Source organism: Pelatocladus sp. (assembly GCF_059505505.1).
Genome location: NZ_JCACKS010000253.1, coordinates 1 through 25,552, shown reverse-complemented (window position 1 = coordinate 25,552; position 25,552 = coordinate 1). Strand labels below are relative to the sequence as shown.

Here is a 25,552-nt window from a genome sequence, read left to right as displayed (position 1 = left end):
GAATGGGGCTTCTTGATTCACTCATTACTACTTTGATAGTTAAATACCAGTTCCTTTGCATCGCGTTTTTTGATGACTTTTGCAGGTACTCCCACAGCTATAGAGTAGGGAGGAATATCTTTACTAACAACTGCTCCTGCTCCAATAACACTACCTTCACCAATAGTAACTCCATCCAGGATTGTTACATTATGCCCTATCCAGCAGTCATCTTCTATAACTATTCCCTGGCGGGTAATACCTTGGTCTACGATATATTTTGTCGGATCTGCAAAATTATGATTATTAGAAAATATTCCTGTGTGAGCAGCAATTAAACAGCGTTTACCGATAGTAATATCTCCTGGTCCAGCAATACATGCACCAGGACCAATAAATGTTCCTTCGCCAATTTGTACACAGGTGTTGTCTAAAGCACCAATAGTTACATCTTTTTCAAGTGCGACGCCTTTTTCTAAGGTTACTCTGTTATTTTCTCCTTTCGCATCTATACGCACGCCTTTAAAAATATGTACGTCACTGCCAATTTCAATTTGGTTACTACCTATAAATTCAACACCATTTTGAATATAAACTGAGTTATCTATTTTGGTAAAAATAAAACGATAAAGTAGCTTTCTTAAACTAGGACCAAAAGCGATTGTTGGTAATTCTCCTAGCAAATTAGTTAGTAAAACTTCTTTCAGGCGTTGCACTTTGGATAAAGAATTTTGATTCATAGTTTTTTCTCCATATTCTTGATCTAATTCATGAATTGTTTTGTTGTCTATATGCACAACTATAGCTTTTGTTATTTCGGTAAGAATCTCTCATACATTGAAATTTGTTTGGTAATTTACAGAAAAAATTGATACTTTTGGTAGATTTTTGCCCCAAATAAATAATGTAAAAAATGCAAGGCGAGAAATTACTTTTAGCTAGTGTTATCTAGATGCAAAAAATTATTTCCACCAAAATTCGCTTGTTTTAACAACATTTAAAAATTTAAAATCAAGTTCAAGCTTGCTTTGAGACAATAATAATTTGTCTAATTAATACTCGGTAATGCTCAAATCTTTGTAAATACAAAATAGTAGACAGAGCAAACTTGATATTTCTTGTGTTTTATGACAAGGAATTTTTTCAGTTTAATGCAGGTATTTAGAATCAAAAGAGTATTGTCTAAGTAATGTTGCTCAACCAATAACATAGTTTCTCTCGTTCAACCATCAAACGAATCAAATGTCAAAATTTATGGTTGAAACAGACTAATGCTTGGTTTTTTAGTAAGACTAGAGATTTACATAGCAGAATGAATATAAAGTATAGCCTACTGCTATCTTCTGCTAATATAGTTATAATCTCCTCAATAAATTAGTTAGACAAGTGTTCTTTTGAGAAAACTACATTTGTTGAAACTTCTCTGTTGAGTAGTAAACTTTGCATTTTTACATCAACCAAATGTAGCCATTAATTTAGTTTTTCAAAAATTTTCTTCTATGCTGGGATAACACTAGGGTGGAAAATCACCAACTTCAGCCATCACATTGAATCGAAGTGCAAACACATAAGCACTTCCTCGATTCATATAACGGCTTTCTTGCAGCCAATTTTTGTAGTGCGCTGCTCTAATCATGATGGACGTAGGTTAACCACAGACAAATTGAACTGGGTTTGTAACTTTATAATTTAAAATTACTAACTTTAACTATCTATAACATAATTTATTTGATAGCTCTGAAATAAAAAGATTAATTTAACTTTTTTATATATTTAATGAAATTTTAATTAAGTTTTAGATATGTCTTCTCTATATATGTTATCTCAAAAAATATTACCTCTTGCTAAAGATAGATTTTTGAGAAAAAGCCAGATACGTTGTAGATACAACTTAAAATTATTTGCATTATATCAATAGCGTCAAAAATATTACATCAAACTATATGTTAATTTATTTGTCATATAAATACTGGCGACTAATTAATGGCGATCGCTAACCAAGTTGGGTAAGCATAAGAATCAACAGCTAGTAGCTTTTGTTCTAAGTAACTACCGAATATACGGTTGGCTGTGACTTGAAGATTCTCCAATAAACGCTCATCATCACCAGAAGCTTCAAATGCAAGACTCCACCAAGTATTTTCTTTGAGCGTCAAATAAGTCAATTCTACTTTACAGGCATTATCAACGGTTTCATTTTCTGAAACAGCTTCTAGTGAAAAATCATCTAAAACTTCGTAAAGTTGGGAATAGCGAAGTTTTTGCACACTCACCCACACAGGATGACTTATAATCTGCTGTGCTTGAAAACTTTCCCCTGTCGAGTCATGACATTCCCACTTACTCCACTTTTCGACTTTTCCCTCCGCAAATTCACTGAAACTCATGACGCCTAATTCAGCTTTGCGCCATTTGACTTCTAGTTGCTCTTGCCGTAATTTGATACCCAAAAATTCACACTCAGGAGAGTACAGATATAAATCTTCTCGTGGTGCTTCTGGTTGTGAAGATTGAACTAGACAATGTTGCTCAAACCAAAATTGAATATTTTCTGGTATGGTGCCAGGGTAAAACCAGCGCATTTCGTAAGTTGTTAGCATCCGTGGGAGAATGAAAAACGACAAATCACACTTGCCTTGTATTGCTTCCAGCCCAGAGGAATTGAAACAAATGTGGAAACGAATTGCAGTAATTTTGTTACTAGTGTTGAGCTTTAGCCTTACTAACTACGGTACAGCGTTTGCCGCACTCAGGAGTTTTGTAGACACTAGTGATGGCTATCAATTTTTATATCCTAACGGCTGGGTACAAGTTAGAGTTAATGACGGGCCGGATGTGGTCTTCCACGATTTGATAGAATTTAGTGAAAATGTTTCTGTAGTTATCAGTCCAGTACCAGAAGGTAAAAGCTTACCAGAATTAGGAACACCAGGTGAAATAGGATATAAGCTAGCCAAAAATGCTCTTGCTCCTGATGGTTCAGGACGTACAGCCGAATTAGTCAACGCAGAGCAAGTTGAATCTAATGGGAAAACATACTACAAATTAGAATATTTAATTACGCTCCCCAATAAACAACAACGACATAATCTCGCCAGTATTGCCATCGGCCGAGGTAAGCTTTTTACATTAAATGCCTCAGTACCAGAAAAACGCTGGCGCAAAGTCAAAGGAGCCATAGAAGAATCAATAGATTCTTTTTCTGTATATTAGTCAATTGATAATTGACAATTGACATTAGTTATTCTCCCGATCTTCCTTGTCCTCCTTGTCCCCAATTCCCAATCCCCAATCCCCATTACCCCTTATCCCCTCCAGGGGACCCCTACCTTCCCCAATCCCCAATCCCCAATCCTAAACTATGGGTATTCCAACCTTTGTACTTGCATCTGCTTCTGCGGCGCGACGCCGTTTGTTACAAACTGTTGGTATTGAACCGATAGTTTGTCCTAGTGATTTTGATGAGTCGCAAGTAAAAATTAGCGATCCGGCGCAGTTAGTAAAAATTCTGTCTCAACGAAAAGCGGAAACTGTAAGTCCTCAGTTTGAATCTGCTTTAGTCATGGGTTGTGATTCGGTTTTAGCTGTTCATGGTGAGATTCACGGGAAACCAGCAGATGCTGAGGAAGCCCGCCAACGTTGGCGGATGATGCAGGGAAGTTTTGGTGATTTGTATACTGGTCATACTTTGATTGATACTGCACATAATCGCAATTTAGTCAATTACCAAGTAACAAGAGTTTATTTTGCACAGATCAGCGATCGCACCATTAACGCCTACATAGCCACGGGTGAACCGCTCAAGTGTGCTGGCGCTTTTGCCCTCGAAGGTCGTGGTGGTTTATTTGTGGAAAAAATAGAAGGCTGTCACAGTAATGTGATTGGGCTGAGTTTACCTCTGTTGCGGCGAATGTTAGAGGAATTGGGGTACGATGTCGCAGATTTTTGGAATTAGGAATGGCAGCGTGGATAAATGTATTTAAAGTATTTTAAATTTGTATCTCTGCCTGAATCTCTGTTTCAACTTGAGCCTCGACAATTGACGTATAAATTGGAATATCAACTTGTATGGCTTCAAAGCTCACAACTAGAGAGTATGGAACACTAGCTTCTGGGTCATTGTTCCAACCTTCATGTCCAACAACTGCAATAGAAAATGCTTCTGTGAGTTCAAATGAATTTACAACTGTCCAATCCTTCTGAAGGGTTCCTGCACTTCTGGATACATCTTTAATTATTCCGTGATTATTTTGTTTTCCTAGCATCCATTTAAAAATACCCTCTCCCTTTTCAGCATCGTCTGGAGCATCATACTCTTTCAAAATTCTTTCTAGGAATCTCTCTGGATCTTCGCCTTTCTTACTACATTCCCAATCTAGCCAAGTTGAAAGATATTTTCTGCGATTTCTGCGGGTTCGACGTGGTTGTGCTTTGTATGACAAAGTAACTTCAAGGAGAATCTCTAACGATTCACCTTGAGAACGTAATTTTTCTGGAAGTTTTACTTGGTAAACATGAGCTTGTTTAGCGACAATACGGCGCTCTCTTGTTGTCATCAAAGTGACTCTATTGGGAGAATTACCCAAAGCACGATCAAGATTGGGAAGTCCGTAACCAATTTGACGAAGAACGTGCAATTTATTCGCTTCATCCGCCATTGCCCATTCTGGCCATCTTGCTGATTGTACTATTAATGCACGGTAAAGAAGGCAACTTTCATTAGGTAACTCAGCAGCTAGACGCGCAGCAATATGGCTTACTTTTGGTACTTTGATTTCTGCGATCGCTTCTTCTAAGTGTTCTTGAATCACTAGCTCCTCTCGCTCAAGGATTGCTCTTTTAGCTGCATCTTGTGCAACCCTCACAGCTTGAGCCGCAGAAAAATCTTTCATCTGCTCAATGATTCTGGACCAGTTTATAGATCCTATTTCAATTGCAGATAGTGTTTCCTTTAGTATAAATTCTAGCTCTTGTTCTCCGGGTTTAGGTACTGCGATCAAGTCATCAAATCTTCTCCAAAGGGCAGTATCTAGAGATTTATTCAAATTCGTTGCTGCTACCAAAAGCCCAGAAGACGGTTGATATTCATCCAAAATTTGTAAAAATGTGTTGACTACTCGCTTAATTTCTCCTACTTCTTGATTGTCTTCTCTTGATTTAGCAATTGAGTCACACTCATCAAGAAACAATAAACATGGATTTTTTGAAGCATCCTCAAATACAAGTCTCAAGTTGCTCGCAGTTTCGCCTAAAAAAGACGATACCATTGCATCAAACCGAACTTTCAAAAGTGGTAAACCAGTATTCCAAGCTAAACGCTCTGCTCCTAGCGTTTTTCCACATCCAGGAGGGCCATACAACAGTATTTTTTGTCTGTAACGCAGTCCATGATGAGCCAGCCTATCTCTTGCTGCATACTCACGCTCAATTCGACAGAAACGTTTCTCAACATTTTCCGGCAACACCATGTGATGTCGCAATTTCTCCCTTGGTATGATACTTACCAGAGGAAGATTAAATCGCTTACTGGTTGGTAATTCAGTTAAAGCCTGTAAATTTTCTGGTATTGATGAAGCTTGTTTGCTAAACTCGGTAGACTTCTCTTTCTGGCTCTTTTTAGTAATGTTCTCTAACTGATCAGCTAATAACGTATGTCCCCTATTGCGTTCTTCCTCAATAACTAAGTACGTGAGTTTATCAATCGCCTCCTGGTCTGAACTTGCGATCGCCCTAAACAGTCTTTTGAGAAGCTCTGCTTTCATGTTGCCTCTCAGTGTAAATAGTAGCTTGTTATCATTTTGTAAGTACTATTGTACTATTTGAGATGATCAGAATTTATTATAACGCGATAATTTTGCCTAGATTCATTAATATTGATTTATATAAATTATCTAAAAGTTTGTCTAACAACTAACCATCAACTAATAAGGTTATGATATCTGCCATATTAATAAGAATGCCCCTGTGAGGAGTTATCTGCTAGTGTCATGTTTATTCTTAAAAGGCAGGATGTTGAAATATCGACAATTGACCACCCAAAACGGGATCAGCAAGTACCGATTCTCAATTATCAGGGGCAGACCTTTAGATTAATTAGTGTATTTAAAGCTAGTCAAGAAGAAGAAGCAAAATCTTTGTGGAGAGATTTAACCGATAACAAAGGCAAAGCTTGTGTTTTGCTAGAAGAACCGGAACGTTTTAGTATTTGGGGTAAAATCCGTCTAGATCAGCTTGGTAGTGACACGGGTAGTCATAGTAATATTAGTGTTTTTATTCAAGCTAGTATTTTGCTGTTACAAGCTGTGTACATGGACATTGAAGACTTTTTGGGTACTAGGCAAGCTGCCTTATTTGAGAAAGAAATGGTTGAGACTTTGCAAAAGTGGCAGTTTCCTCAAGTGTCCTCGCCTGAAGGAGTTAAATACTTACTAGAAGTAGATCCGCTAACGACTCCAGTCCCCAACTGGCAAGAATATCATGTCATCACTTTATTGCAAGATCTGCATCGGTTAGGAAAAGCCTATTTTGGCAATACTAACTTTGCTCATTCGGTAGCTGATAAATTACAAGATATGCCTGAAGGAGAGCGATCGCTATTCATCAGTTGGCTAAATCAGTCTCCACTGAGTAAACTGTGGCATTAGTGTATATCAGTGTTTGTTGATGTTGAATGCTAGATAATTAAACATACAAATTGCCAAAAAGCTTATTATGTAGTGATTATAGCATTTAGCACTCAAAGAACATTGAGAATTTTCTGCCACGGTCAAGGATTATGAGTAGCATTTACGACAAATCTCAAGGTTCTCAATCTTTATTCACCACTCAAAACATTATTTTGGCTAGCATAGGTTGGAGTGTGCTGGCACTATTGTATTTTTTATTGTTTAGTGCCAAGGTTCCGGTAGGAGTAGACTGTGTAGCAAAACTGAGTGCAAAAGCCCAAGAAGCAGCAACTTGCTTAAGACGTGCTGATTGGTACGTTTTGGGAACGAATATTTTTGAGGCAACAGCTTATCTATCTGCTAGTATTTTATGTCTAAGGAATTGGCGAAGTCAGCAAATTATTAGCGATCGCAACGTTTGGCTGGCAATTGGTGTTGGTATGCTTTCTTATTTCATGGGAGGGATATTTTTTGGATATACGGAAATCGTCTTAAAAGAAGAACCTTTCCCATCATTAGGTGATGTATTTTTTGTAATAACATATCTGTTGCTGGGCGTAGGTATAATTTTGGCAGTGGCTTCTAGGCGACTGAATTTGGAAACTTCGCAGTGGATAATAGTATTGGCAATAGGAGCCTTTGGCAGTGCGTTGGCATGGCTAATTTCCAATCAACCACAGACAGCAGCAGTCCAAGCCCAATATTCTCCTGGGTTAGAAGTTGTTGCTTCTGTTTTAAATTGGTTTTACGTGATCAGCGACGTATTGCTGTTAATTATCGCTACTACTCTACTGCTTGCTTTTTGGGGCGGACGAGTTTCTCTTTCTTGGCGTATGATTGCAGCTGCGGCATTTTCGCTCTACATTGCAGATATGTGGTATAAATACGCCACAAATTCGATTCCCAATTATCAAAGTGGAGAGATACTGGAAGTGTTTTGGGTCTGGAGTGGAATTTTATTTGGTATGGGTGCTGTCTTGGAATATGACGCATCATTAAGCCGTTCTCGTCGAGAACGGAACAGAAAACGTAGTTAGAAAATTTTTTGTTTGGTGTCCCGCCGTGAGAAAACTAACAGAATCTGATAAACAAGAAATCTTACAATTGTACCGTCAAACTGCTGAAACAACCTCTACTTTGGCAGAACGCTATGACGTAAGCAACTCGACTATTAGTCGTTTACTTAAAAGTACTTTACCAGAAGATGAGTACGAGTACCTTGTTTCGTTGAAGCGTGCTGCTAGAACTCCTGAAGGAAAAGCACAGGTCAGTTATGATCACCTACCGTCTTTTGTGCAGATACAACCGGAAGCTTCAGAGGAACCGCAAGAGAAGGTAAGTCTACCCCAAGAGGCCCAACCTACTCCTGTTGTTGCAACTGATTCGACTGATTCAACCTCTAATAGCAGACGAGTCAAGCGACGTTCTTCTGCACCCCACGAGACTAAACGACCAGTCATCAAGCAATTAGAACTTTTAGAACCTAAAGCCCAAGAAATCGCCAATATTCCTAGTCCGCTAATAGAGGATGTACATACAGATTCTCAAGCGATCGCCCAAATACTGGGCGAAGAATTGCTAGACGAATCGGAAGATTTAGAAGATTTAGATGAGGATCTCGAAGAAGAAGAAGACTTTGATGATGAAGACTTCGAGGAGGAGGAAGAAGAATATCGAGAACGTCCACGTCTAGTAGCAAGAACTAGAACTGGTGACAGTTTTGTACGAGTCTTACCCTTCTCAGCTGCTAGTTTACCTAGAACTTGCTATTTAGTAATTGATCGTTCCTCAGAGTTGATTACCAGACCATTGCGAGAGTTTGGCGATTTGGGCTATATCTCTAATCTAGAGACCCAAGAAAGAACTTTGCCAGTGTTTGATAATCACCGAGTTGCAAAACGTTTTTCTACCAAACGCGATCGCGTAGTCAAAATTCCTGATAGCAGAATGTTGCACAAGGCTCGTTATCACCTCCAAGCCAAAGGTATTACTCGGCTATTAATTGATGGTCAGGTTTATTCTTTGTCTTCGGTTTAATGTTATTATTGGTGGTCATTTTGTAGACTTTTCAAGAATCCCCCGCCTTTAGGTGTGGGGAGAATCAATAATTTGACTAAAGTATCTTCTTAAGAGCTTCAAACCAACGAGAGGCTAATTTTCCTTCGCCAGTATTATTCGGGTGACATCCATCGATAGTATCAGACACATTGAAGCCACTATACTGATCTACGACGATCACAGGTGATTGATATGTATTGGTTTGGTTGGCAAGATTGGGAATCAGCGAATTAAATGATATTTTGCGTTCCTCACTACCACAAGTTGTAATAATTTGAGCCAGCAGTATCTTTACATATGGATTATAATATCGGAGCTTTTGAATAATTCCACGTATGTCCTCAATAGTACTCTCTGGGCTTTCTCCACTTCCTAAATCATTAGTACCCAAATGAATTAGCACTATATTTGGTCGAGTGCTGCTTGCCCATTGGTCAATCTGAGCTAGTATCTGATCAGCTCGCCAACCACAATGACCCTCATTATCTAAATCAAAATCTTGTTGAGGAGGAGTTCTGCCACAATTAACTCGGAGTGAACCAACAAAATCAACATCGTAACCTGCATTGAGTAAATAAAACCAAAGTAAGCGACGGTAGCTGTTTTGGCCTCCCTCTCCTCCAGTAATTGAGTCGCCAAGAGGCATAATTCGTGTAGAACTAGAGTTTTGTGCAATCAAACGTGTTTTACTATTTTTGTTTGCACCCAACGCTGTTGCATTGATAGTACTCTCACCTGTGATTTCTAAAGTCACAAACATAACTATAATGCTTAAAGTTATCAACCACCAACGACGCATATTACTACCTCTTTAATAAAAATATGCAGTTAACTTGATTGGTCGCGGTTGCTAAGATAATTAGGAGCTAAAAATTGATGATAAAACTCTCCTAATTGCTGTATAGACATGCAACAACATACCTGTACAAAATATGGGTTTAGAAAAAAATGCAACCTGGTTATTTATTAATTTAAATATAACAGTACTATAAATAACCATTATGATGGGCATAACCTATCAATGGTTAATTCATATTTTTATGCTAGCTATTACATGTTTGTAAATTTGTTTTTCGCCTCTAGTCCGCCAATAATTTTAATTCTGGGTTACATAGCTTAATTCGTTTTCATACGACTCTAAGAGGATGTTTGAAAAGTATTGAGCGAATATAATTCGCTACTACACAAGCGCGACGCGTAGCGGCTTCTTGAAAGGAAGTCCGCCTACACGGACTAATGGAAAATTAAAGGTTTTAAACCCACGTCGGCGGGTTTTATCTCGTATAGCCGCGATTTTTAATCGCCCAAATGAGTAACAATTTAGACTTTTCAAACATCCTCTAAAATCTTTTAGTCCACTTTTAAGTGGAGTTTTGCTGTTAGCTTGGAAATTTATTTCTGGGCGAGTTATGGTAATAATAAAATAGCTTTAAGACGAATAATTAGTAAAAATGTTCCTAGTTTAAATTTGGTTATGCCATCATAAAAACTGTCTATTTTTGGTAATACAAAGCATTTATATGTATAGAATACTCATTTTATTTTTTTAATTAAAATTAAAAACACTTAATCAAAATTGGAACATGTATTTAGAATTTTCGACTTTGTATATAAAAGCAACTCCTACAAAATTTGGTCGAAATTATGCAACGTTTTCTGAAGTCTTTTTTGACATTTTCTGCTTTATCTTCTTTGGTAATTGCTCCTATTTTTCTATCTATTAATGCTGCTTCTGCTCAACCTATTCCTACTAAGAAAGGTACAGATGCAAGCTACGTCGGTGCTGGTCTTGCTGCTGGTGTTACAAATGGTGGACAAAGTAATGATTCTGCAACATTAGGTGGGAATGTTGCTGGTCGCGTGAAGCTTGGTAGTACTCCTTTTTCTGCACGCGGTCAGATTAACTTTAGTGATAAGACGAGCGCGATTATTCCCTATGTTTCCGCCGACGTGGGAATTGCTAAAAATACTAATGCTTTTGTGGGCGTTGGTTATCAATTCGTGGAGACAGATGGTAAACGAACCCCTAGTGGCAACAAAGATGCTGTGGCAGTTGTTGCTGGTGTAGAATCTGAAGTTGGTAAAAACTTTCTTGTTTACGGCAATACCACTTTAGGAATTAATGCTTATAAAAATAGTTCTGCTTCTGCTGTAAGTCTTAATGGTGGTATCGGCTATCGGTTTAAGTAGCTATACCCCCACACCCTTACTCCCCTACACTCCTTTTTGAAGTAGCTTGTTTGTTACGTTAGCCAAAAATTTTTGGCTAACGTAACAAATAACTGATAATTTATAAGTAAGATTGCTGGGTTTGTTAGGTATTGCATTACTGAAAAACCCAGTTTTTTATCGTGTTAAGATTAAACTATTCTTCTTATCCCCGACCGGATTACCGGAAAAATTTAGCCGAATCAGTGCTTCCAAATTCACGCTTCGGCGCTTATCGATGACTTCTTGAAAATATTATACAATTTGCAATGGTTAAATCCGCTCCTCTTCCCATCGCCAGCCGTAAGCCTTCTAAAGTAGAAGCAATCAAAGAACGCAGTAATTGTTTGCGTGAACCAGTAGCCACAGAAATTCTTGAGGATACAACGCATTTTAGTGAAGATGCGGTACAAATCCTCAAGTTTCACGGCTCTTATCAGCAAGATAACCGAGATAATCGGGCCAAAGGGCAGGAAAAAGATTATCAGTTCATGCTGCGGACAAGAAATCCTGGTGGTTTTGTACCACCGCAGTTATACCTGACTCTGGATAAACTAGCTGATGAGTATGGCAATCATACTTTGCGTGCTACCACTCGGCAAGGATTTCAATTACACGGGATTTTAAAGAAAAATCTAAAAGCAGCGATCGCCACTATTGTGACAAACATGGGTTCGACCTTGGGAGCTTGTGGTGATGTCAACCGCAATGTCATGGCTCCCCCCGCACCTTTTAAAAATAAAGCAGAATATCAGTACGCTTGGGAATATGCCGAGAATGTAGCTGAGTTACTGACACCACAAACTGGCGCTTATTACGAAATTTGGTTAGATGGCGAAAAAGCCATTAGTGGTGAAGAAAACCCAGAAGTCAAAGCAGCAAGAGAAAGTAATAGTACTGGTGCTGTTTTACATGACAAAGAAGAACCCATTTACGGCACTCACTACATGCCACGCAAATTTAAAGTTTGCGTCACGGTTCCGGGAGATAATTCAATTGATTTGTATAGCCAAGACCTTACCTTGGTAGTAATTAATAATGATCACGGAGAACTAGCAGGATTTAATATCTTTGCTGGTGGTGGTTTAGGACGTACACACAACAAAGAAGAAACTTTCGCCAGAGTTGCAGATGAGATTTGCTACGTGGCGAAAGCAGATGTTTACGATATGGTGAAAGCCATTGTCGCTACTCAAAGGGATTATGGCGATCGCACAGACCGCCGTCACGCCAGATTAAAATATTTAATCCACGATTGGGGCGTTGATAAATTCCGGGCTAGGGTGGAAGAATATTTTGGTAAACCACTAGAACCCTTCCAAAATCTGCCAGAGTGGAAATATGAAGATTTCCTCGGTTGGCATGAACAAGGTGATGGCAAGCTGTTCTTGGGTATTTCCATCGACAATGGGCGGATCAAAGATGAAAGCGACTTCCAACTTAAAACTGCTTTACGGGAAATAGTTGAGCAGTACAACTTACCGATCCGCTTAACTCCCCACCAAAATGTGATTCTTTACGATATCGAATCTCAAAGCAAGCAAGCTGTAGAAGATATTCTCAATCGTCATGGTGTTGTCACCAATGTTGACAGCATCGACCAAATTTTCCGTTACTCGATGGCTTGTCCAGCATTACCTACTTGCGGTTTAGCAATTACAGAATCAGAAAGGGTGATTCCAGGAATTTTAGAGCGGATTCGCGCTTTGTTAACCAAAGTGGGTTTACAAAATGAACATTTTGTGGTGAGAATGACTGGATGCCCTAACGGTTGCGCTCGTCCGTATATGGCGGAACTTGGGTTTGTGGGTAGCGCTCCAGAAAGTTATCAAGTATGGTTGGGTGGTTCGCCAGATCAAACCAGATTAGCAAAGGCTTACATTGAGAAATTGCATCATAATGATATCGAAAGTTTCCTAGAGCCAATTTTTGTGTACTTTAAAAAGTCACGCAAAAAAGACGAAAGCTTTGGAAATTTTTGCGATCGCGTCGGTTTTGATGCAATTCGTAAGTTTACCGACTCTTACAAATCAAAACTTGCTAAAGCTGCAACTGTAGGACGTCATCGGATTACCGTTCGCGATGATGTTTATGCTGTGCTGAAGAAAACTGCTGACAGCCAAGGAAAGTCAATGACGGATGTGGTGGATGAAGCGTTAAAGCTTTACTTAAAAACAGAGTAATACAGATCCCCGATTTTTTAGAAAAGTTGGGGATCTTTATACCGCTAACGGTTTAAACCGTTAGCTGATAGCAAAAGTCTTAATAAAATCAAGTAGTGTGCTTTAAGCAGACTAGAACTGTCAGACTACGATTTCAATCGCAGGCGGATTTTTTGAATATTTGTCCCACTTAGAGCATGTCACATCAAAAAGGAACATGCAAAAATGGGGGCAGATTTGTAAACCCACCCCCAATCTATAACTTAATACTTAATTGCTACTGAACTTGTGACTATGAATGAGCAAAGGCTTCTTTAAGTTTTTCTTCTCGCTCTTGAGGTAGATTAGTAGCAACAATCTTGAACTCCTCGTTTTTTAAAGCTTCTGCAATTCGTTCAACAACCTCATTGGAGGTGAGTAGGAAAAGTGCAGAAGTTCCTTCAGTAACCTCTTCACGAATTTTTTTGATGAAATTATCGTCAATACCAACATCTGCAAAGGAGGCTGTCAAAGCACCAATCGCCGCACCAATTGCTATCCCTAGAATTGGGATAAAGAAAAGGATACCAAACAGTAATCCCCAGAAAGCACCATCTAACGCACCTAATCCAGATAAGTTATGTAGCTGGCGAGTTTTGGGCTTTCTTTTACCTTTTGGCCAAGAAACAACAGCCGCGTCTTGGATATCTAGCAAATGCTGTTGCTGTAGTTCAGCCAATTTACTTTCCATTCTCTCTGCACCATCAGCTGTGGGGAATTCTAATACAGTAAGATGTGCCATTAGTAATCTCCTGAATTTAATGAAATTCAACCACTAACTAGGCATTGTGTGTCAGAAACACTGATATTGCGCTAATGGGATATATCCATCGCGACAACTAATATTATTCTGATTCATCTGTCATTTATCCTATATCATTAGTAATTTTTCATCGGTCATTGGCAAGAATTTCGATGGTGTTCACTTTCGTATTTATCAGCCTTAAAAATTGGCGATCGCTCTGGAGAAATTGATGAAGAGATTTTTGCTTTCGATGATGGTTGGTTTAACAACACTCACGCTTACTAGTTGCAGCACTCTGACTACTAATCAGTATGAAGCCACAGCCTTAACTACTTACACGTGGCAAGTTAAATATGCATACGATCTTGCGAATGAACCATCACCACGCTTTGAAACATTTGCTACAGTTTCTTTGCTAAATCGTAATGGAATCAAGCCTCCTGGAAGAGTAATCGGCCCTGATGACAAAGGTTTATGGTGGCCAACTTTACCACCACGACCTTCAGTATCGGAAGTAGAACAACGAAAAAAACCTCAAGAACAAGCGAGTACACCCAAAATACTAAAAGCCGTGGAGTATAAACTGACCTATACAGTAGGTTCTCAACAAAAAACTTTACCTACAAACTACGAAGTTTATCGGCAAGTAGTTAAAGCATACCCGTCAAATACTCCTCTCCAGCTAACTTTGGGTGTAGATAATAACTCTGTCGAGAAAGCTGAAGTGGCTAAGTAAAATTCCTAGTTTTCTCCCTTTCCATGTCCGCCTTGTCCCTCTTACCAATTTTTAATTTACGCCTAATGTGAATTAAATAGGTTGGGACTGAAAAGTGAGAACATCAATACCAAAACGGCGACGGAGGAATAAGCGTAATGTGTGAGATGCAATGAAAAGCTGCAATGTGTACACAAAAGCCATCAAACGTAGAATGCTGCAACCTTCACGAGCCAAAACCTGTAGCCAACTATAAAATTTACAAAGAAAGGTAGAGAGAGGATCGTAGACGCAGAGCGGCTTCCGTAGGTGGGCAGAAGGTTATATGTCCACGTTGAGAATTCGCTAAACCTAAACTAGCTTTTCAAATTGCTGATATCTATTTAGAAAATGATTATATTCAAGAGATTGTTAAACCTATTTCGCGTTCTATTAGCTCTATTAATTTACCCGTAGTGGAACTACAGAACAAAACCGGAGTTTATTATAACTCCACAAGTGGAAGCATATGGGAATTAGAAATGAAAGATGAAAAATTAATGGCTAAATTAGCATGGATGCGTTTTCAAATTGTTCCGATTGACACCAACCATTTTCAATCTGTTGATAATGAGATTGATTATGACATTGAGTTTTCTGAAGGTTTGACTCAAATAATAGTCAAAGTAGATATCGGCAATGGTATTAAAATCTCTACTCTTGAAAAAATGTTAGATTCTCCAAAAGAGCTATTAACAGATTATCTTGGTACTTATTATTCTGCTGAATTAGAGTCTGAATTTCAAATAAATTTAGCAAGCAATAGATTGTATTTTAAGAGCAAAGGTTATTTACCCTCCCATCTCAGGGTTGCTGGGCAAAACCTTTTTCTTATATATCCTATATATGCAGACACATATGCAGATAAGTTTGAATTTGTGCGAGATCAAGAAGGTCGAGTTGTCGGTCTATATCGTTGTAATGACAGGGTGCGAAAACTCTACTTTAGCAAACAATAAGTAATCAAGAGCAGTAAAGAGGAAAATATCAATTATATGCAGGAGCGCCCGAATTGATTTTCTGTTCAAGCTTAGACAGTTGTTGAGCCAAAATTGGAACACGTGGGCGGTAAAGTTCTTGGGCTTTTCGCAAATATTCCAGCCCTTCTTGTTTGTATGTAGGGTTACGCTTTCGATTCCACAACCTTAATTTGTACTCTGCCGTTAACGTGTAATTTTTAATTTTTTATTGATAATTCCCTTCCTTGGGTGGTGTAGCTACACCCCATCTGATCAAATTTGCTTCAAGTTCCCTAATAAATTTAGTATCTTCTGCTAACAAAGAATCATTTTCGCTTACAGAAGATTTCTGCTCAAGAAAAGCAAATGCTTGTCGAAATTGATCTGGAGTAGCCTGAATTGGTGAGTCAAAGTGACAAGCAATAATTTGCTGAAAATCCCAATTAGCAACCTGATCAGCCCAATTGAGTACTTGTGTGGGGTCTTGAGGAAAAATCAGGGTTTGTAAAATTGGTGCAACAAATGGACGCCCTTGATTTCGTAAAGCTTCAAACGATCGCTGCCAATTTTCTTGCCATCGAAATGGAAATACACCAAAATATACTTTTCTGGAACGATTTGGTGCTTTGAGTGCATCGCGAAATGCTTGACCTAATCCAATTGTCTCCAACGTACTGGGACGGAAATAAATCGCAAACAATGAAATACGTTCCCATCCCTTGCGACGGTTGGTTTCGTTGTCCTCGATCGCTTCTAAGGCGTCGTCTCTGGCGTGAAATAACAAGGGATAGGGGTCTAATTGAAAAATTGCAGGTGCTTCTTGTGGTATAGACACTACAGAATCAGTTACCAATAGAGTGTGCGATCGCTTGTGCAAAAAAGCAACTTCTGCAAAAGATCCTCGTCCCAAGTCAATATCCAAGATTGCATAGTCGAATTCACTACTCATTGGAGCAAGGCTAGGATTTTCTGGGAGAATGTGAGTACGTCTTGAGGGAAAGCCAAGCCAACTTAATGGTAAGTTGATAGGAAAACTCCACTGATGGGGAGCAACAAAAACTTGCGCTTGGGGAAAGCATCTAGCAAAAGGGCCAACGAAGATTTTGTGTTCTAAACCAGAACTGGTGGGCAGAATTATATACTTAACATCACCATAACTTGCCACCAACTCATTCATCATGCCGACACACTCTTTGGTAGGAGCAACAGGTGCATATACCAACAAACCATCCGTTTCTAAGCTGACAACGGTCATCCGAATGGGGACGATAGTGTAGAGAATGCCATGCAGTTGATCAAATGTCCAGATTGTGTCCTCAACAACTTCATGGCAGTATGTCTGTCGTCTGCCATAAGGATAAAGTGGTAAAGCAGGCCAAAATGGCCATAACCAATCTTTCAAATGCATGTGTCGTTTCTGCGCCATAAACCTCAATTGGGAGCATCCCAAATGTTCAAAAAACGCCTGCGATTTCAATCGCAGTCTCATAGTGAAACTCTGCTGAAGCAGACTGTTTGATTTTATGAAGTCGTCTGAAGACGACTTGCGCTATTAGCAAAGGGTTTAAACCCTTTGCTTTATGGTATTTTGAAAAAATTGGGATGCTCCCCCCCAATTTGCATTCCTGTGCATTTGTTCTAACATTCCAAATAACCTCTTAATGTCAAGCGAAGTAAATCAGGAAACAAGATCAAAATTATTCCTACCAAAAGGTAGAGACGCTCTGTGTTCTAAACAATTAAGAATAAGTAAACGCACTGATGGTCTTTTAAATCCCCCTGCTATTTTTTTAGTAGATAGTAGGGGTTTCTCCACATTTAAAATTAATTTTAAATAATCCTACAGTGTGGGTATTTGCTTCATTCTCGCTTCGACCAAAAAGATTATGCTGCCTTTTTGTACTTCCATATTAATAATCCGAAACCACACATTATCAAATTCTAGATATGGCGAGTTGACTAATTCTTTGATCTTGTTCAAGAATGCCACAACAATATTTAGAGAAATGCCCTCTCCTTGAAAACAGTTGAAATTTTTCATGAAGATGGGTTTATCTAGAGTACGTGGGCTAAACACTCCCGTAAAGCCTACTTTGGTAGTATTAGCTGGTTCGTTGATCTGCACAAATCCATCTATTTGAATTATATTATCATCAGGTAAAGAAAGCTGGATTTTATCTGGTTGTAAACTTACAGTTTCACCATCCACACTCAAATTTAAATATTTGATTTTGCTACGAACAAAATCTGAGGTCAAAGCGTGGTTAATATCTGCCTCTTTTAGAACTATACGAGCTTTAGTATTTACGGGTTGATCAAGTTTAATTTGACCAAAAATAGCACTGAGAGGATTAATAGAAATTTGATCTGTTTGTACCTCTATTTCTTGTATACGAACTTCTTGAATTTCTATACCTTCTCCTGCAAAAGAAACAGTGTCTGCTTGTCCTTGAACTATTTTTAGCAAATCTGTTTGCACATCTACATCTATCTTTTGTGCTTCATCCAACTGCTTAGACAGGGTGTTCTCTGCTGCTTGAGAGAGTAAATTCTCCTCTATTTTTCGTTCTTGCGACATGAGCTATGTTTTTCTAAAGTCTTCTGCTTCATTGAAACGCTCATCACTTATGAGTGTATCTGCATTAAGTTATATATGTGAGTAAGGGAACGAGGAACGGGGAAAGGGGAATTATTAACAGTAGAAGTGATATCTTGCACGTAATCCAAGATCCAAGATGGTATAAGTTGGTGCATTCGCAATGTAAGTCGATACATTAACAATGTAAGCCGATACATTCGCAATGTGAGTCGATACATTAACAATGTAAGCTGATACATTCGCAATGTAAGCCGATACATTCGCAATGTAAGCCGATACATTAACGTAGTTTTTTTTACAGTAATATCTTCTGCTTTCTTAAACTTTGAACCGTAGAAATAGTGTGTTGTGCTACTTGATCTATCTCCTCTGCTGTATTAAACCTACCAATACCGAATCTTAATGATGCATAAGCCAACTGTTCTGTATGTCCCAAGGCTGTGAGGACGTGGGAAGGTGCAGTGGTTGCTGAAGAACAAGCCGAACCAGAAGAAACTGCCATAACTGATTGCAATCCCAACAGTAATGCAGCTCCATCCACCCCCTCAATACTAATATTCAAATTTCCTGCTAATCGCTGAGTAGGATGGCCGTTGAGGTGAATTCCCTCTAACTGGGAAAGTTGCTCCCATAATCTTTGTCGGAGTTGGGTGAGATATTGATTTTCTGTAGCTTGTGCTTGCAAAGCTATTTCTACCGCCTTACCAAAACCGATAATTTGCGGTGTATACAAAGTGCCAGAACGCATTCCTCGTTCATGTCCACCGCCGTGTTGTTGTGCAGCTAATTGCACCCTGGGATTGCGACGCCGGACATACAATGCACCGATTCCCTTGGGTCCATAAACTTTATGTGCTGTGAATGACATCAGGTCAATTTGCATTGCCTGTACATCTAAAGGAATCTTACCAATAGCTTGAGCAGCATCACTATGAAAAATTACACCGCGTTCTCGACACATCGCACCAATTTCCGCCAATGGTTGCAATACCCCAATTTCGTTATTTGCAGCTATCACCGAAACTAAAATTGTGTCAGGACGAAACGCTTTTTCTAATTGAGTTAAATCTATAAGTCCGTCTGTTTGAACAGGGAGAATTGTAATTTCAAAACCGAGAGTTTGCAGATATTTACAAGGATCAAGCACAGCATTATGTTCAGTCGCAACAGTAATAATATGCTGTCCTTTTTGAAAATAAGCTTCTGCAACTCCTTTAATCGCTAAATTATTGGCTTCTGTTGCACCACTAGTAAAAACAATTTCTTCTGGTGTAGCGTTGATGGCTTGTGCTAATATTTCTCGTGATTTTTTGACAGCTGCTTCGGTTTCCCAACCATAAATATGATTAATACTGGAAGGGTTGCCAAAGTGTTCGGTAAAGTAGGGTAGCATTGCTGCTAGTACCCGTTCATCTACAGGTGTGGTGGCGTGGTTATCGAGATAAATAGGACGATGAGACATAATTTTTCAATTAAAATTTGACCTATATTTTTTAATATACTCAGAACTTTGTATAATTCGTTTTCTCGCTTTAAAAGGGCAAATTCATCAGAAAAAGCATATATTGGTCAACAAGCTGTTACCTGTCTACGCACCCAATTAAACCAAACTTCTAATCCCTCACTTGCTTTAGTAGAAACAGGAATAATCTCAACATCGCGATTCATTTGACGGACATTTGCCTCAATGCGGCTAATATCAATATCTAGATAAGGAGCCAAATCTATTTTTGTAATCAGCAAACAATCGGCTTCTTGAAACATAATTGGATACTTCAGTGGTTTATCTTCACCTTCAGTAATACTTAACAAAGCAACTTTGGCGTGTTCTCCGACTTCAAACTCCGCAGGACAAACTAGATTACCAACATTTTCCACCAGCACTAAATCAATGTTTGAAGGATTATATTCATGTTCCAATCGATGAATTCCACCTGCTACCATTTTGGCATCTAAATGACAGGAACGACCTGTATTAATTGCAATTACAGGAACACCATATTTTCGCAATTTTTCTGCATCTAAATCGGTTGTCATATCGCCTTCAATGACAGCGATTTTGAATTCATTAGTTAAAGCAGCAAGGGTACATTCTAGTAATGCAGTTTTACCAGCGCCAGGACTACTCATGATATTGAAACAAGTAATTCCCCATTCGTCAAAATGCGCTCGGTTGTGATCAGCGCCTTGTTGATTAGCATGGAGTAAGTTAATTCCTAATGCTGCGTCAAAAGTTTGATGCATAAGCGTACTCAATCCTATCAATTTTCAATTCTCTACCTGAGCGAATATCCTCCATTGAGGAATTACATTCAGGACAAGCGTACTGTAAACCAATTTTGGGTGAATATTCTTGTTGACAATGATGACAAAAGGCAATTAGTGGTGTTTCTTTAATTATCAGTTTGACGTTTTCTAAAAAGGTATTGCGCGTTTGTACTTCAAAAGCAAATTGTAAACTTGCAGGTTCAACGCAAGTGAATTTACCAACAATTAAGTGAATTTGAGAAATTTCTAGGCGTTCAGGTTGGGATTCCCACCAATCTTTCACTGTTAAAATTAGTGCTTTTGTCATATCAGTTTCGTGCAAAGTTTATCTCCATTCCTCCACTGAATCTGATTGGGTTGCGGGGTGAATATATGCAGGTTTTTCTTTGCGTGGTAATTGACCTGATATAACTAAATGTGCCATCGTATCACAAATGACTCGTGCTGCCATTAATGATGTCATATCGCTGATATCATAAGGCGGTGAAACTTCCACAACTTCTAGTCCACAAACAGGTACGTTTTGGACAATTTTACCCAGCAAATATAGCGCCTCACGGGGTAATAATCCACCGGGTTCGGGCCAACCAGTTCCAGGCACAAACCCTGCATCAATACAGTCAATATCGAAACTGATATAAACGCAATCTGTACCGTCTAATGCTCTTTCTAGCGCAAAGTTGACGGCTGCATCTAACCCCATTTCAGTAATGTCTGTTACTGTTAAGATATTGGTGGCTCTTTCTCGACAAACTTTTACACCTTGACGCGGTACTTGCCAACCACCAATTCCCAATTGCACCAGATTTTTGGCTGGAGCATTTTTGATATTTGTAGCATGAAACCAGGGACAAGTATGCATACGTTCATCTAGGTCTGTTTCCTGGGTATCCACATGGCGATCAAAGTGAATAATTCCGACTTTTTTATCATCTAAATGACGACAAACACCACGAACTGTGGGAAAGCCTATTGAATGATCTCCTCCCAAAATTATAGGGAATGCACCAGAATTAAAGATATGTGCAATGCCTTTAGAAATCTGATCAAAGGACTTTTCATTATTAGCTGGAATCGTGAAAATGTCACCTACATCACATAAAGTAATTTGCTCGCGCAAGTCTACACCCAATTCAAAGTTATAAGGAGTGTATAATGCAGAGATTCGGCGAATTCCTTGAGGGCCAAAACGCGTTCCAGGTCGATAGGTAGTTCCAGAATCGTGCGGTACGCCGACGATCGCCACGTCATATTCACCTACTTTCCGCACATCTTCCAAATAGGGTGCTTTTAAGAAAGTATTAATCCCAGCAAAGTGAGGAAGTTCACCACGAGAAAAGGTTGGAATCGAGCGATCGCGTATACTATCTGCTGCTTCTAATCCAAATTCTAATCCTCTAGAAACTTCCTGCTGCCAACCAGTTAGCGGTAAATTGGCTTCTTTTTCCATAGCACGTTCTGCTTGCGTAGAATTTGGCTGGAAATGAGAATTAGGATCACTAAAAGATTGTTCACTCATGTTTTGCGAAATGAAATTCTAAGATTTGCAAGACAAAACTATAGCCCAGGTAAACCATAACAGTTAACATTCTGCTATGTATCTCCCGGGCTTTTTTCCCGCCGTGTGGCCAGTTTTTTCTAAACTGGGTGCTTCTCTCGGACCAGTCATTTAACTTCAAAATAGTTAAATCGGAACCCTAGAAGCTATTAATTTTTACCTGATTACTAATAGTCGTTTTTACTGTTTGATTTTTTATATTCATCTCTACAATTATCATAAATTCTTAACATAAAAAGTATTAAAGGTTACAAAATATTGATAATAGTCTACAAGCTTCAGAATTAGTACTATTTATCACTACTGATCTGAACTTGAGAAGTATTACCAGTATTCAAATCGAGCGATCGCACTAATGATAGTGGTAATGGTTGCTGACTAATTCTGTTAATGTAATTTCCATTTAAGTAAGGCAAGTAATTTGGTTGATTAGCAACATAAGTTTGAAAAAAAGACAGGCTTAAAAATTTAACATAGCGTTGTGCTAAGGCTGGATTTGGGCCGATCACTTGTTCGGGTACTGGAATAGCACCGTTTGGTGATTCTGCAATTGTCGAAAAGTGTGTACCATTACTGATCAATGCTAAATATTTGTTGGCAGTTGTTAACCAAGTAAAAGGTTGAATTTGTTCAGGTAAAGGTGGAGCTGCTGTATCTTTACTACTACTGACAATCATCACTGGTATTTTGATTTGACTGAGGCTGTCTTTACCAAGAACAATACTGTCAACTGGGTTAATGGCGATCGCTGCTTTAATGCGTGGATCAGATAGATCATACTGACCAGTTAAGGGTAATTCCGCAGTCAAGCACTGAAGTAAAAGTGAGACGTTGAGGGTATCTTGTGAAGGTGGACAACTTTTTTGGATTTGGGGAAAGTTAATCGGTGCGCCTGCTAATGCTAAAACTGTGTAGCCTCCAAAAGATTGACCAATAACGCCTACTTGTTCCAAATTTAAGCGTCCTTGAAAAATGGGATTGGATTGGGAAAGTTTAGTGAGTTGATCCAAAAGAAATTTTACATCTAAAGGTCGATCAATAAATTCTCTGGGACTGGTAATTTCTGCCGATCTACCTGATAATAAGGCTTGCAATTGCGCCGCGTTGCTACCAAGATGTTCTGGAACTGCAACCACAAATCCACGGGAAACTAGATATTCGGCTAAGTAAACAAAGCTGGTTCGATCAGAACCCAGTCCGTGGGAGATGACAATCACTGGTCTGGGGCTAGAAACTTGTGGTAAGTAAATATCCGCCGGATATGTACGACTGCGAGAAGCGTCATTGAGGATAATAGGTTGCTTTCGCCATTTATAAGGCCCTGGTTGCAGTAAGTTGATGGTGGTGTTGGTATTCTCTGCGGAATTAGTTGTTACTTCTTGGCTAGCTTCTTTTTCAATCAGTGCGATCGCTTTTTGAGTCTGATTGAGAAAATTTTGGGCTAGGTTGGTTAACTCTAGAGCGCGGGCTAAATTAATGGAAATCTGACTTGAGGGAAATTTCCGTACTACATTCAATAAAGTTAAGCCTTCCGGTTCAGCCGCAGCTAAAATTAATGCTGCACGAATTCCATATAATCCAGTCGCCCGACTATCACCCTCAATCACTGTTGCGAAATTTTCTAGCAATCTCTCGCCTATTGGTGTGTAAAGAAACTGCGAAACTTGTACCGCATTCAAGGGAATAGGAGTCAACAATAGTTCTTTGAGCTGCTGTAGTCGTTCTTTGGGTGCGTACTGAAAATACGCGGCTAATTCGTCATCAATTTTACCTGTTCTGGCGTAATTTTCTAAAGATTCAACTGGGATAGAACGCTCCAACAAACCGTAGGATAAGGTTAAGCGTTCTGCACTCAACACAGGACGAGGAATAAGACTTGGTATCAAATAAGTGGCGATCGCAATACCACTACAAAACCACCTAATATAATTTTGGGATTTTCTGCGTCTGGATTGTGGGAATCCGTTTGTTGTATGGTTTTTGACATCTTGTATAAGCTTATCTATACTTTTGGATATTTTTTGAGCAAATTTTAAATTTGACATTAGAACACCCTCACCTATTTTTTGCTAGAAATTATGCGAATTTAGCTTGTCAGTGACAGTAAATTATAGTGATGGCTTTACTTTCTATCTCAGTATAAAAACAAAATGAGGGTGTCAGGAGATACTATTGTTGGATATATTAATCGCTAATGCGATCGCTTTTCTTTCCACCGATCTAGAAAAGGAATTACTATTCCATCATAAACTGGGTAATCAGCCGGGATTGGATATTTTTCCTCCAAATTTCTCAAACAGCCTTGAATGACTGCTCTATAAGGTGGTTTTCCCCCGCCAAACCTTTCAGATGTAATATCAAAGTGAATACCCTTGTAGCAATTCCAGGCGTGATGAATGCATAAACGATAGTATCCTTCGACATAATCTACGTCTGGAAAGTGTTGTGACAACAACATAGCGTTTCCAAAACAACATTGAGGTTGTACAACTTCATCAGCTATTCTATAGATGATTTTTGCTACATCTTTGGGAAGTGAGAACAGCAGTTTGATTTCAATGTGGTTCATAAGTCGCCGAAGGTAGATGTTTTATTGGTAGAAAGGTAAGTACCGAATATTTTTGAAAAATTCTTGGATGCTTGAATGATTTTTATAGATATAAAATTGGACAAAAATATGTCACTTTCAATCCTATAAATACATTCAGAAATTTAGGAGAAGACATGGCAGTTTATGAAATTTTATCTATGATTTTCCAAACAATTAGAGTAGTTGAATCAAGCTATAAGCAGCTTTTGAGCATCCTTGATAAATTTACTGGATAAAAATAAGGAACTTATAAGAAAGTCATAAGAAGTTTGAGCTTAAATCTTGTAAACCATCTTAAAACAAGGATATTTGATTTATTAAAAAATTAGTTTGTATAAAAATAAAAATCCCTTCCAAAATGATAGAAGGGATTATTTGATGCCTGTTGGACTCTTTTTGTTAAGTTTGTCTTGATTTAATCTTGCAAGAAATGATATTAAATCAAGCAACAAGCAACATAGACCACCTTAATCAAATTACTGGATTTATATAAGGAAGTTATAAATATTTTTTGATCAGAATAGGACTTATACCATTTCCATATGAAGATGCATAGAAAGAACTCCTCTGTCCTCTCTTGCGAAGGGCGGACGAAAGGAGGGTGGTTTCATACGAAAAAGGAAAAATATGGAAGTCTGTATTTCTCGTTTTGAAGCATAGATTTTTACCCCTCTCCAAACCTCTCCCCTTATTAAGGCTGCGGTGTACACATAAATCCTCTGATCCCCCTAAATCCCCGCGCTGACGCGCCGCTACGCTAGAAAAAAGGGGGACTTTGATTCTAGTTCCCCCTTTTTTAAGGGGGGTTAGGGGGGATCAAAACGCTACTAGGCAACTTTATAAGACTTCTGTGTACACCGTAGCCTTATTAAGGGGAGAGGCTTTCTGCTTCAATGATTTTTGGGTTCGCCGAAATGATTTTTGGGTTCGCCGAAATGATTTTTGGGTTCGCCGAAATGATTTTTGGG

General features: G+C 38.8%; 23 protein-coding genes, 1 pseudogene and 1 riboswitch. Of the genes and pseudogenes, 9 read left to right on the top strand and 15 right to left on the bottom strand.

Annotated elements, in window-relative coordinates; genetic code table 11:
- Window positions 1–17: 17 nt before the first annotated feature.
- From AC5JMK_RS26410 to AC5JMK_RS26400, 3 genes are all read right to left on the bottom strand, one after another.
- Window positions 18–719 (bottom strand): acyltransferase, encoded by a 702-nt coding sequence (locus tag AC5JMK_RS26410; protein ID WP_096679115.1) that lies wholly within the window; start codon window positions 717–719, stop codon window positions 18–20.
- A gap of 773 nt (window positions 720–1,492) precedes the next feature.
- Complete coding sequence (locus tag AC5JMK_RS26405; RefSeq protein ID WP_495911338.1) at window positions 1,493–1,615, bottom strand: hypothetical protein; 123 nt, start codon at window positions 1,613–1,615, stop codon at window positions 1,493–1,495.
- 340 nt (window positions 1,616–1,955) lie between these two features.
- Entirely contained in the window at window positions 1,956–2,579 is a 624-nt protein-coding gene (locus AC5JMK_RS26400) for a hypothetical protein (RefSeq protein ID WP_096677013.1), read from the bottom strand.
- A 70-nt stretch (window positions 2,580–2,649) separates the two neighbouring features.
- Here AC5JMK_RS26400 and psbP point away from each other — a divergent pair, with 70 nt between their 5' ends.
- Window positions 2,650–3,192: a photosystem II reaction center PsbP gene (psbP, locus tag AC5JMK_RS26395; RefSeq protein ID WP_495911340.1), complete on the top strand. Its 543-nt coding sequence runs from the start codon at window positions 2,650–2,652 to the stop codon at window positions 3,190–3,192.
- A 148-nt stretch (window positions 3,193–3,340) separates the two neighbouring features.
- On the top strand, window positions 3,341–3,934 hold the full coding sequence (locus tag AC5JMK_RS26390) for a Maf family protein (protein ID WP_096677011.1): 594 nt from the start codon (window positions 3,341–3,343) through the stop codon (window positions 3,932–3,934).
- A gap of 34 nt (window positions 3,935–3,968) precedes the next feature.
- Here AC5JMK_RS26390 and AC5JMK_RS26385 read toward each other — a convergent pair whose 3' ends face one another.
- Window positions 3,969–5,741 (bottom strand): ATP-binding protein, encoded by a 1,773-nt coding sequence (locus AC5JMK_RS26385; RefSeq protein ID WP_495911337.1) that lies wholly within the window; start codon window positions 5,739–5,741, stop codon window positions 3,969–3,971.
- 225 nt (window positions 5,742–5,966) lie between these two features.
- Here AC5JMK_RS26385 and AC5JMK_RS26380 point away from each other — a divergent pair, with 225 nt between their 5' ends.
- From AC5JMK_RS26380 to AC5JMK_RS26370, 3 genes are all read left to right on the top strand, one after another.
- Window positions 5,967–6,623: an Npun_F0813 family protein gene (locus AC5JMK_RS26380; protein ID WP_096677008.1), complete on the top strand. Its 657-nt coding sequence runs from the start codon at window positions 5,967–5,969 to the stop codon at window positions 6,621–6,623.
- Window positions 6,624–6,754: 131 nt separating this feature from the next.
- Entirely contained in the window at window positions 6,755–7,681 is a 927-nt protein-coding gene (locus AC5JMK_RS26375; protein WP_096677007.1) for a hypothetical protein, read from the top strand.
- Between the two features lie 25 nt (window positions 7,682–7,706).
- Window positions 7,707–8,681 carry a helix-turn-helix domain-containing protein gene (locus AC5JMK_RS26370; RefSeq protein ID WP_096677006.1) on the top strand — a complete coding sequence of 325 codons (975 nt, stop codon included), beginning with the start codon at window positions 7,707–7,709 and terminating at the stop codon, window positions 8,679–8,681.
- Between the two features lie 76 nt (window positions 8,682–8,757).
- Here AC5JMK_RS26370 and AC5JMK_RS26365 read toward each other — a convergent pair whose 3' ends face one another.
- Window positions 8,758–9,501, bottom strand: coding sequence for an SGNH/GDSL hydrolase family protein (locus AC5JMK_RS26365; RefSeq protein ID WP_096677005.1), 744 nt, complete (start codon window positions 9,499–9,501; stop codon window positions 8,758–8,760).
- An 845-nt stretch (window positions 9,502–10,346) separates the two neighbouring features.
- On the opposite strand from AC5JMK_RS26365, the gene AC5JMK_RS26360 reads away from it, so the two are divergent.
- Both AC5JMK_RS26360 and sir read left to right on the top strand, forming a co-directional pair.
- On the top strand, window positions 10,347–10,892 hold the full coding sequence (locus tag AC5JMK_RS26360) for a putative outer membrane beta-barrel protein (RefSeq protein WP_096677004.1): 546 nt from the start codon (window positions 10,347–10,349) through the stop codon (window positions 10,890–10,892).
- 287 nt (window positions 10,893–11,179) lie between these two features.
- Window positions 11,180–13,093, top strand: a complete 1,914-nt coding sequence (sir, locus tag AC5JMK_RS26355) for a sulfite reductase, ferredoxin dependent (protein WP_495911336.1) — start codon at window positions 11,180–11,182, stop codon at window positions 13,091–13,093.
- Window positions 13,094–13,364: 271 nt separating this feature from the next.
- Here the strand turns inward: sir and AC5JMK_RS26350 are convergent, their stop codons facing one another.
- Window positions 13,365–13,853, bottom strand: a complete 489-nt coding sequence (locus AC5JMK_RS26350) for a DUF1269 domain-containing protein (RefSeq protein WP_096677002.1) — start codon at window positions 13,851–13,853, stop codon at window positions 13,365–13,367.
- Between the two features lie 232 nt (window positions 13,854–14,085).
- Here AC5JMK_RS26350 and AC5JMK_RS26345 point away from each other — a divergent pair, with 232 nt between their 5' ends.
- On the top strand, window positions 14,086–14,592 hold the full coding sequence (locus AC5JMK_RS26345; RefSeq protein WP_096677001.1) for a hypothetical protein: 507 nt from the start codon (window positions 14,086–14,088) through the stop codon (window positions 14,590–14,592).
- A gap of 72 nt (window positions 14,593–14,664) precedes the next feature.
- Here AC5JMK_RS26345 and AC5JMK_RS26340 read toward each other — a convergent pair.
- Window positions 14,665–14,797, bottom strand: a pseudogene (locus tag AC5JMK_RS26340) (IS982 family transposase); the annotation flags it as partial.
- 295 nt (window positions 14,798–15,092) lie between these two features.
- Here AC5JMK_RS26340 and AC5JMK_RS26335 point away from each other — a divergent pair.
- Window positions 15,093–15,569: a hypothetical protein gene (locus AC5JMK_RS26335; protein ID WP_495911335.1), complete on the top strand. Its 477-nt coding sequence runs from the start codon at window positions 15,093–15,095 to the stop codon at window positions 15,567–15,569.
- A 226-nt stretch (window positions 15,570–15,795) separates the two neighbouring features.
- On the opposite strand, the gene AC5JMK_RS26330 is transcribed toward AC5JMK_RS26335, so the two are convergent.
- The 8 genes from AC5JMK_RS26330 to AC5JMK_RS26295 form a co-directional block, all read right to left on the bottom strand.
- Window positions 15,796–16,995 carry a DUF4336 domain-containing protein gene (locus AC5JMK_RS26330; protein WP_495911334.1) on the bottom strand — a complete coding sequence of 400 codons (1,200 nt, stop codon included), beginning with the start codon at window positions 16,993–16,995 and terminating at the stop codon, window positions 15,796–15,798.
- Between the two features lie 414 nt (window positions 16,996–17,409).
- The gene (locus tag AC5JMK_RS26325) at window positions 17,410–18,147 is read right to left on the bottom strand and encodes an LmeA family phospholipid-binding protein (protein WP_495911333.1); all 738 of its coding nucleotides are present in this window, start codon (window positions 18,145–18,147) and stop codon (window positions 17,410–17,412) included.
- 316 nt (window positions 18,148–18,463) lie between these two features.
- Complete coding sequence (locus tag AC5JMK_RS26320) at window positions 18,464–19,630, bottom strand: cysteine desulfurase family protein (protein WP_096676999.1); 1,167 nt, start codon at window positions 19,628–19,630, stop codon at window positions 18,464–18,466.
- Window positions 19,631–19,737: 107 nt separating this feature from the next.
- Window positions 19,738–20,412: a hydrogenase nickel incorporation protein HypB gene (hypB, locus tag AC5JMK_RS26315; protein ID WP_495911332.1), complete on the bottom strand. Its 675-nt coding sequence runs from the start codon at window positions 20,410–20,412 to the stop codon at window positions 19,738–19,740.
- Window positions 20,396–20,758: a hydrogenase maturation nickel metallochaperone HypA gene (gene hypA / locus AC5JMK_RS26310; protein WP_495911331.1), complete on the bottom strand. Its 363-nt coding sequence runs from the start codon at window positions 20,756–20,758 to the stop codon at window positions 20,396–20,398. Before hypA ends, hypB begins: the two co-directional genes overlap by 17 nt.
- 3 nt (window positions 20,759–20,761) lie before the next feature.
- Window positions 20,762–21,955, bottom strand: a complete 1,194-nt coding sequence (gene speB, locus AC5JMK_RS26305; protein WP_495911330.1) for an agmatinase — start codon at window positions 21,953–21,955, stop codon at window positions 20,762–20,764.
- An 80-nt stretch (window positions 21,956–22,035) separates the two neighbouring features.
- Window positions 22,036–22,148, bottom strand: a riboswitch (guanidine-I (ykkC/yxkD leader).
- A gap of 136 nt (window positions 22,149–22,284) precedes the next feature.
- Window positions 22,285–24,039: an alpha/beta hydrolase gene (locus AC5JMK_RS26300; RefSeq protein WP_495911329.1), complete on the bottom strand. Its 1,755-nt coding sequence runs from the start codon at window positions 24,037–24,039 to the stop codon at window positions 22,285–22,287.
- 146 nt (window positions 24,040–24,185) lie between these two features.
- Complete coding sequence (locus AC5JMK_RS26295) at window positions 24,186–24,563, bottom strand: hypothetical protein (protein WP_096676995.1); 378 nt, start codon at window positions 24,561–24,563, stop codon at window positions 24,186–24,188.
- Window positions 24,564–25,552: the final 989 nt, after the last annotated feature.

Coding starts and splice junctions, on each gene's coding strand:
- AC5JMK_RS26410 (WP_096679115.1), bottom strand. CDS start 719: ATGAATCAAAATTCTTTATCCAAAGTGCAACGCCTGAAAGAAGTTTTA.
- AC5JMK_RS26405 (WP_495911338.1), bottom strand. CDS start 1,615: ATGATTAGAGCAGCGCACTACAAAAATTGGCTGCAAGAAAGCCGTTAT.
- AC5JMK_RS26400 (WP_096677013.1), bottom strand. CDS start 2,579: ATGCTAACAACTTACGAAATGCGCTGGTTTTACCCTGGCACCATACCA.
- psbP (WP_495911340.1), top strand. CDS start 2,650: ATGTGGAAACGAATTGCAGTAATTTTGTTACTAGTGTTGAGCTTTAGC.
- AC5JMK_RS26390 (WP_096677011.1), top strand. CDS start 3,341: ATGGGTATTCCAACCTTTGTACTTGCATCTGCTTCTGCGGCGCGACGC.
- AC5JMK_RS26385 (WP_495911337.1), bottom strand. CDS start 5,741: ATGAAAGCAGAGCTTCTCAAAAGACTGTTTAGGGCGATCGCAAGTTCA.
- AC5JMK_RS26380 (WP_096677008.1), top strand. CDS start 5,967: ATGTTTATTCTTAAAAGGCAGGATGTTGAAATATCGACAATTGACCAC.
- AC5JMK_RS26375 (WP_096677007.1), top strand. CDS start 6,755: ATGAGTAGCATTTACGACAAATCTCAAGGTTCTCAATCTTTATTCACC.
- AC5JMK_RS26365 (WP_096677005.1), bottom strand. CDS start 9,501: ATGCGTCGTTGGTGGTTGATAACTTTAAGCATTATAGTTATGTTTGTG.
- AC5JMK_RS26360 (WP_096677004.1), top strand. CDS start 10,347: ATGCAACGTTTTCTGAAGTCTTTTTTGACATTTTCTGCTTTATCTTCT.
- sir (WP_495911336.1), top strand. CDS start 11,180: ATGGTTAAATCCGCTCCTCTTCCCATCGCCAGCCGTAAGCCTTCTAAA.
- AC5JMK_RS26350 (WP_096677002.1), bottom strand. CDS start 13,853: ATGGCACATCTTACTGTATTAGAATTCCCCACAGCTGATGGTGCAGAG.
- AC5JMK_RS26345 (WP_096677001.1), top strand. CDS start 14,086: ATGAAGAGATTTTTGCTTTCGATGATGGTTGGTTTAACAACACTCACG.
- AC5JMK_RS26335 (WP_495911335.1), top strand. CDS start 15,093: ATGAAAGATGAAAAATTAATGGCTAAATTAGCATGGATGCGTTTTCAA.
- AC5JMK_RS26330 (WP_495911334.1), bottom strand. CDS start 16,995: ATGGCGCAGAAACGACACATGCATTTGAAAGATTGGTTATGGCCATTT.
- AC5JMK_RS26325 (WP_495911333.1), bottom strand. CDS start 18,147: ATGTCGCAAGAACGAAAAATAGAGGAGAATTTACTCTCTCAAGCAGCA.
- AC5JMK_RS26320 (WP_096676999.1), bottom strand. CDS start 19,630: ATGTCTCATCGTCCTATTTATCTCGATAACCACGCCACCACACCTGTA.
- hypB (WP_495911332.1), bottom strand. CDS start 20,412: ATGCATCAAACTTTTGACGCAGCATTAGGAATTAACTTACTCCATGCT.
- speB (WP_495911330.1), bottom strand. CDS start 21,955: ATGAGTGAACAATCTTTTAGTGATCCTAATTCTCATTTCCAGCCAAAT.
- AC5JMK_RS26300 (WP_495911329.1), bottom strand. CDS start 24,039: ATGTCAAATTTAAAATTTGCTCAAAAAATATCCAAAAGTATAGATAAG.
- AC5JMK_RS26295 (WP_096676995.1), bottom strand. CDS start 24,563: ATGAACCACATTGAAATCAAACTGCTGTTCTCACTTCCCAAAGATGTA.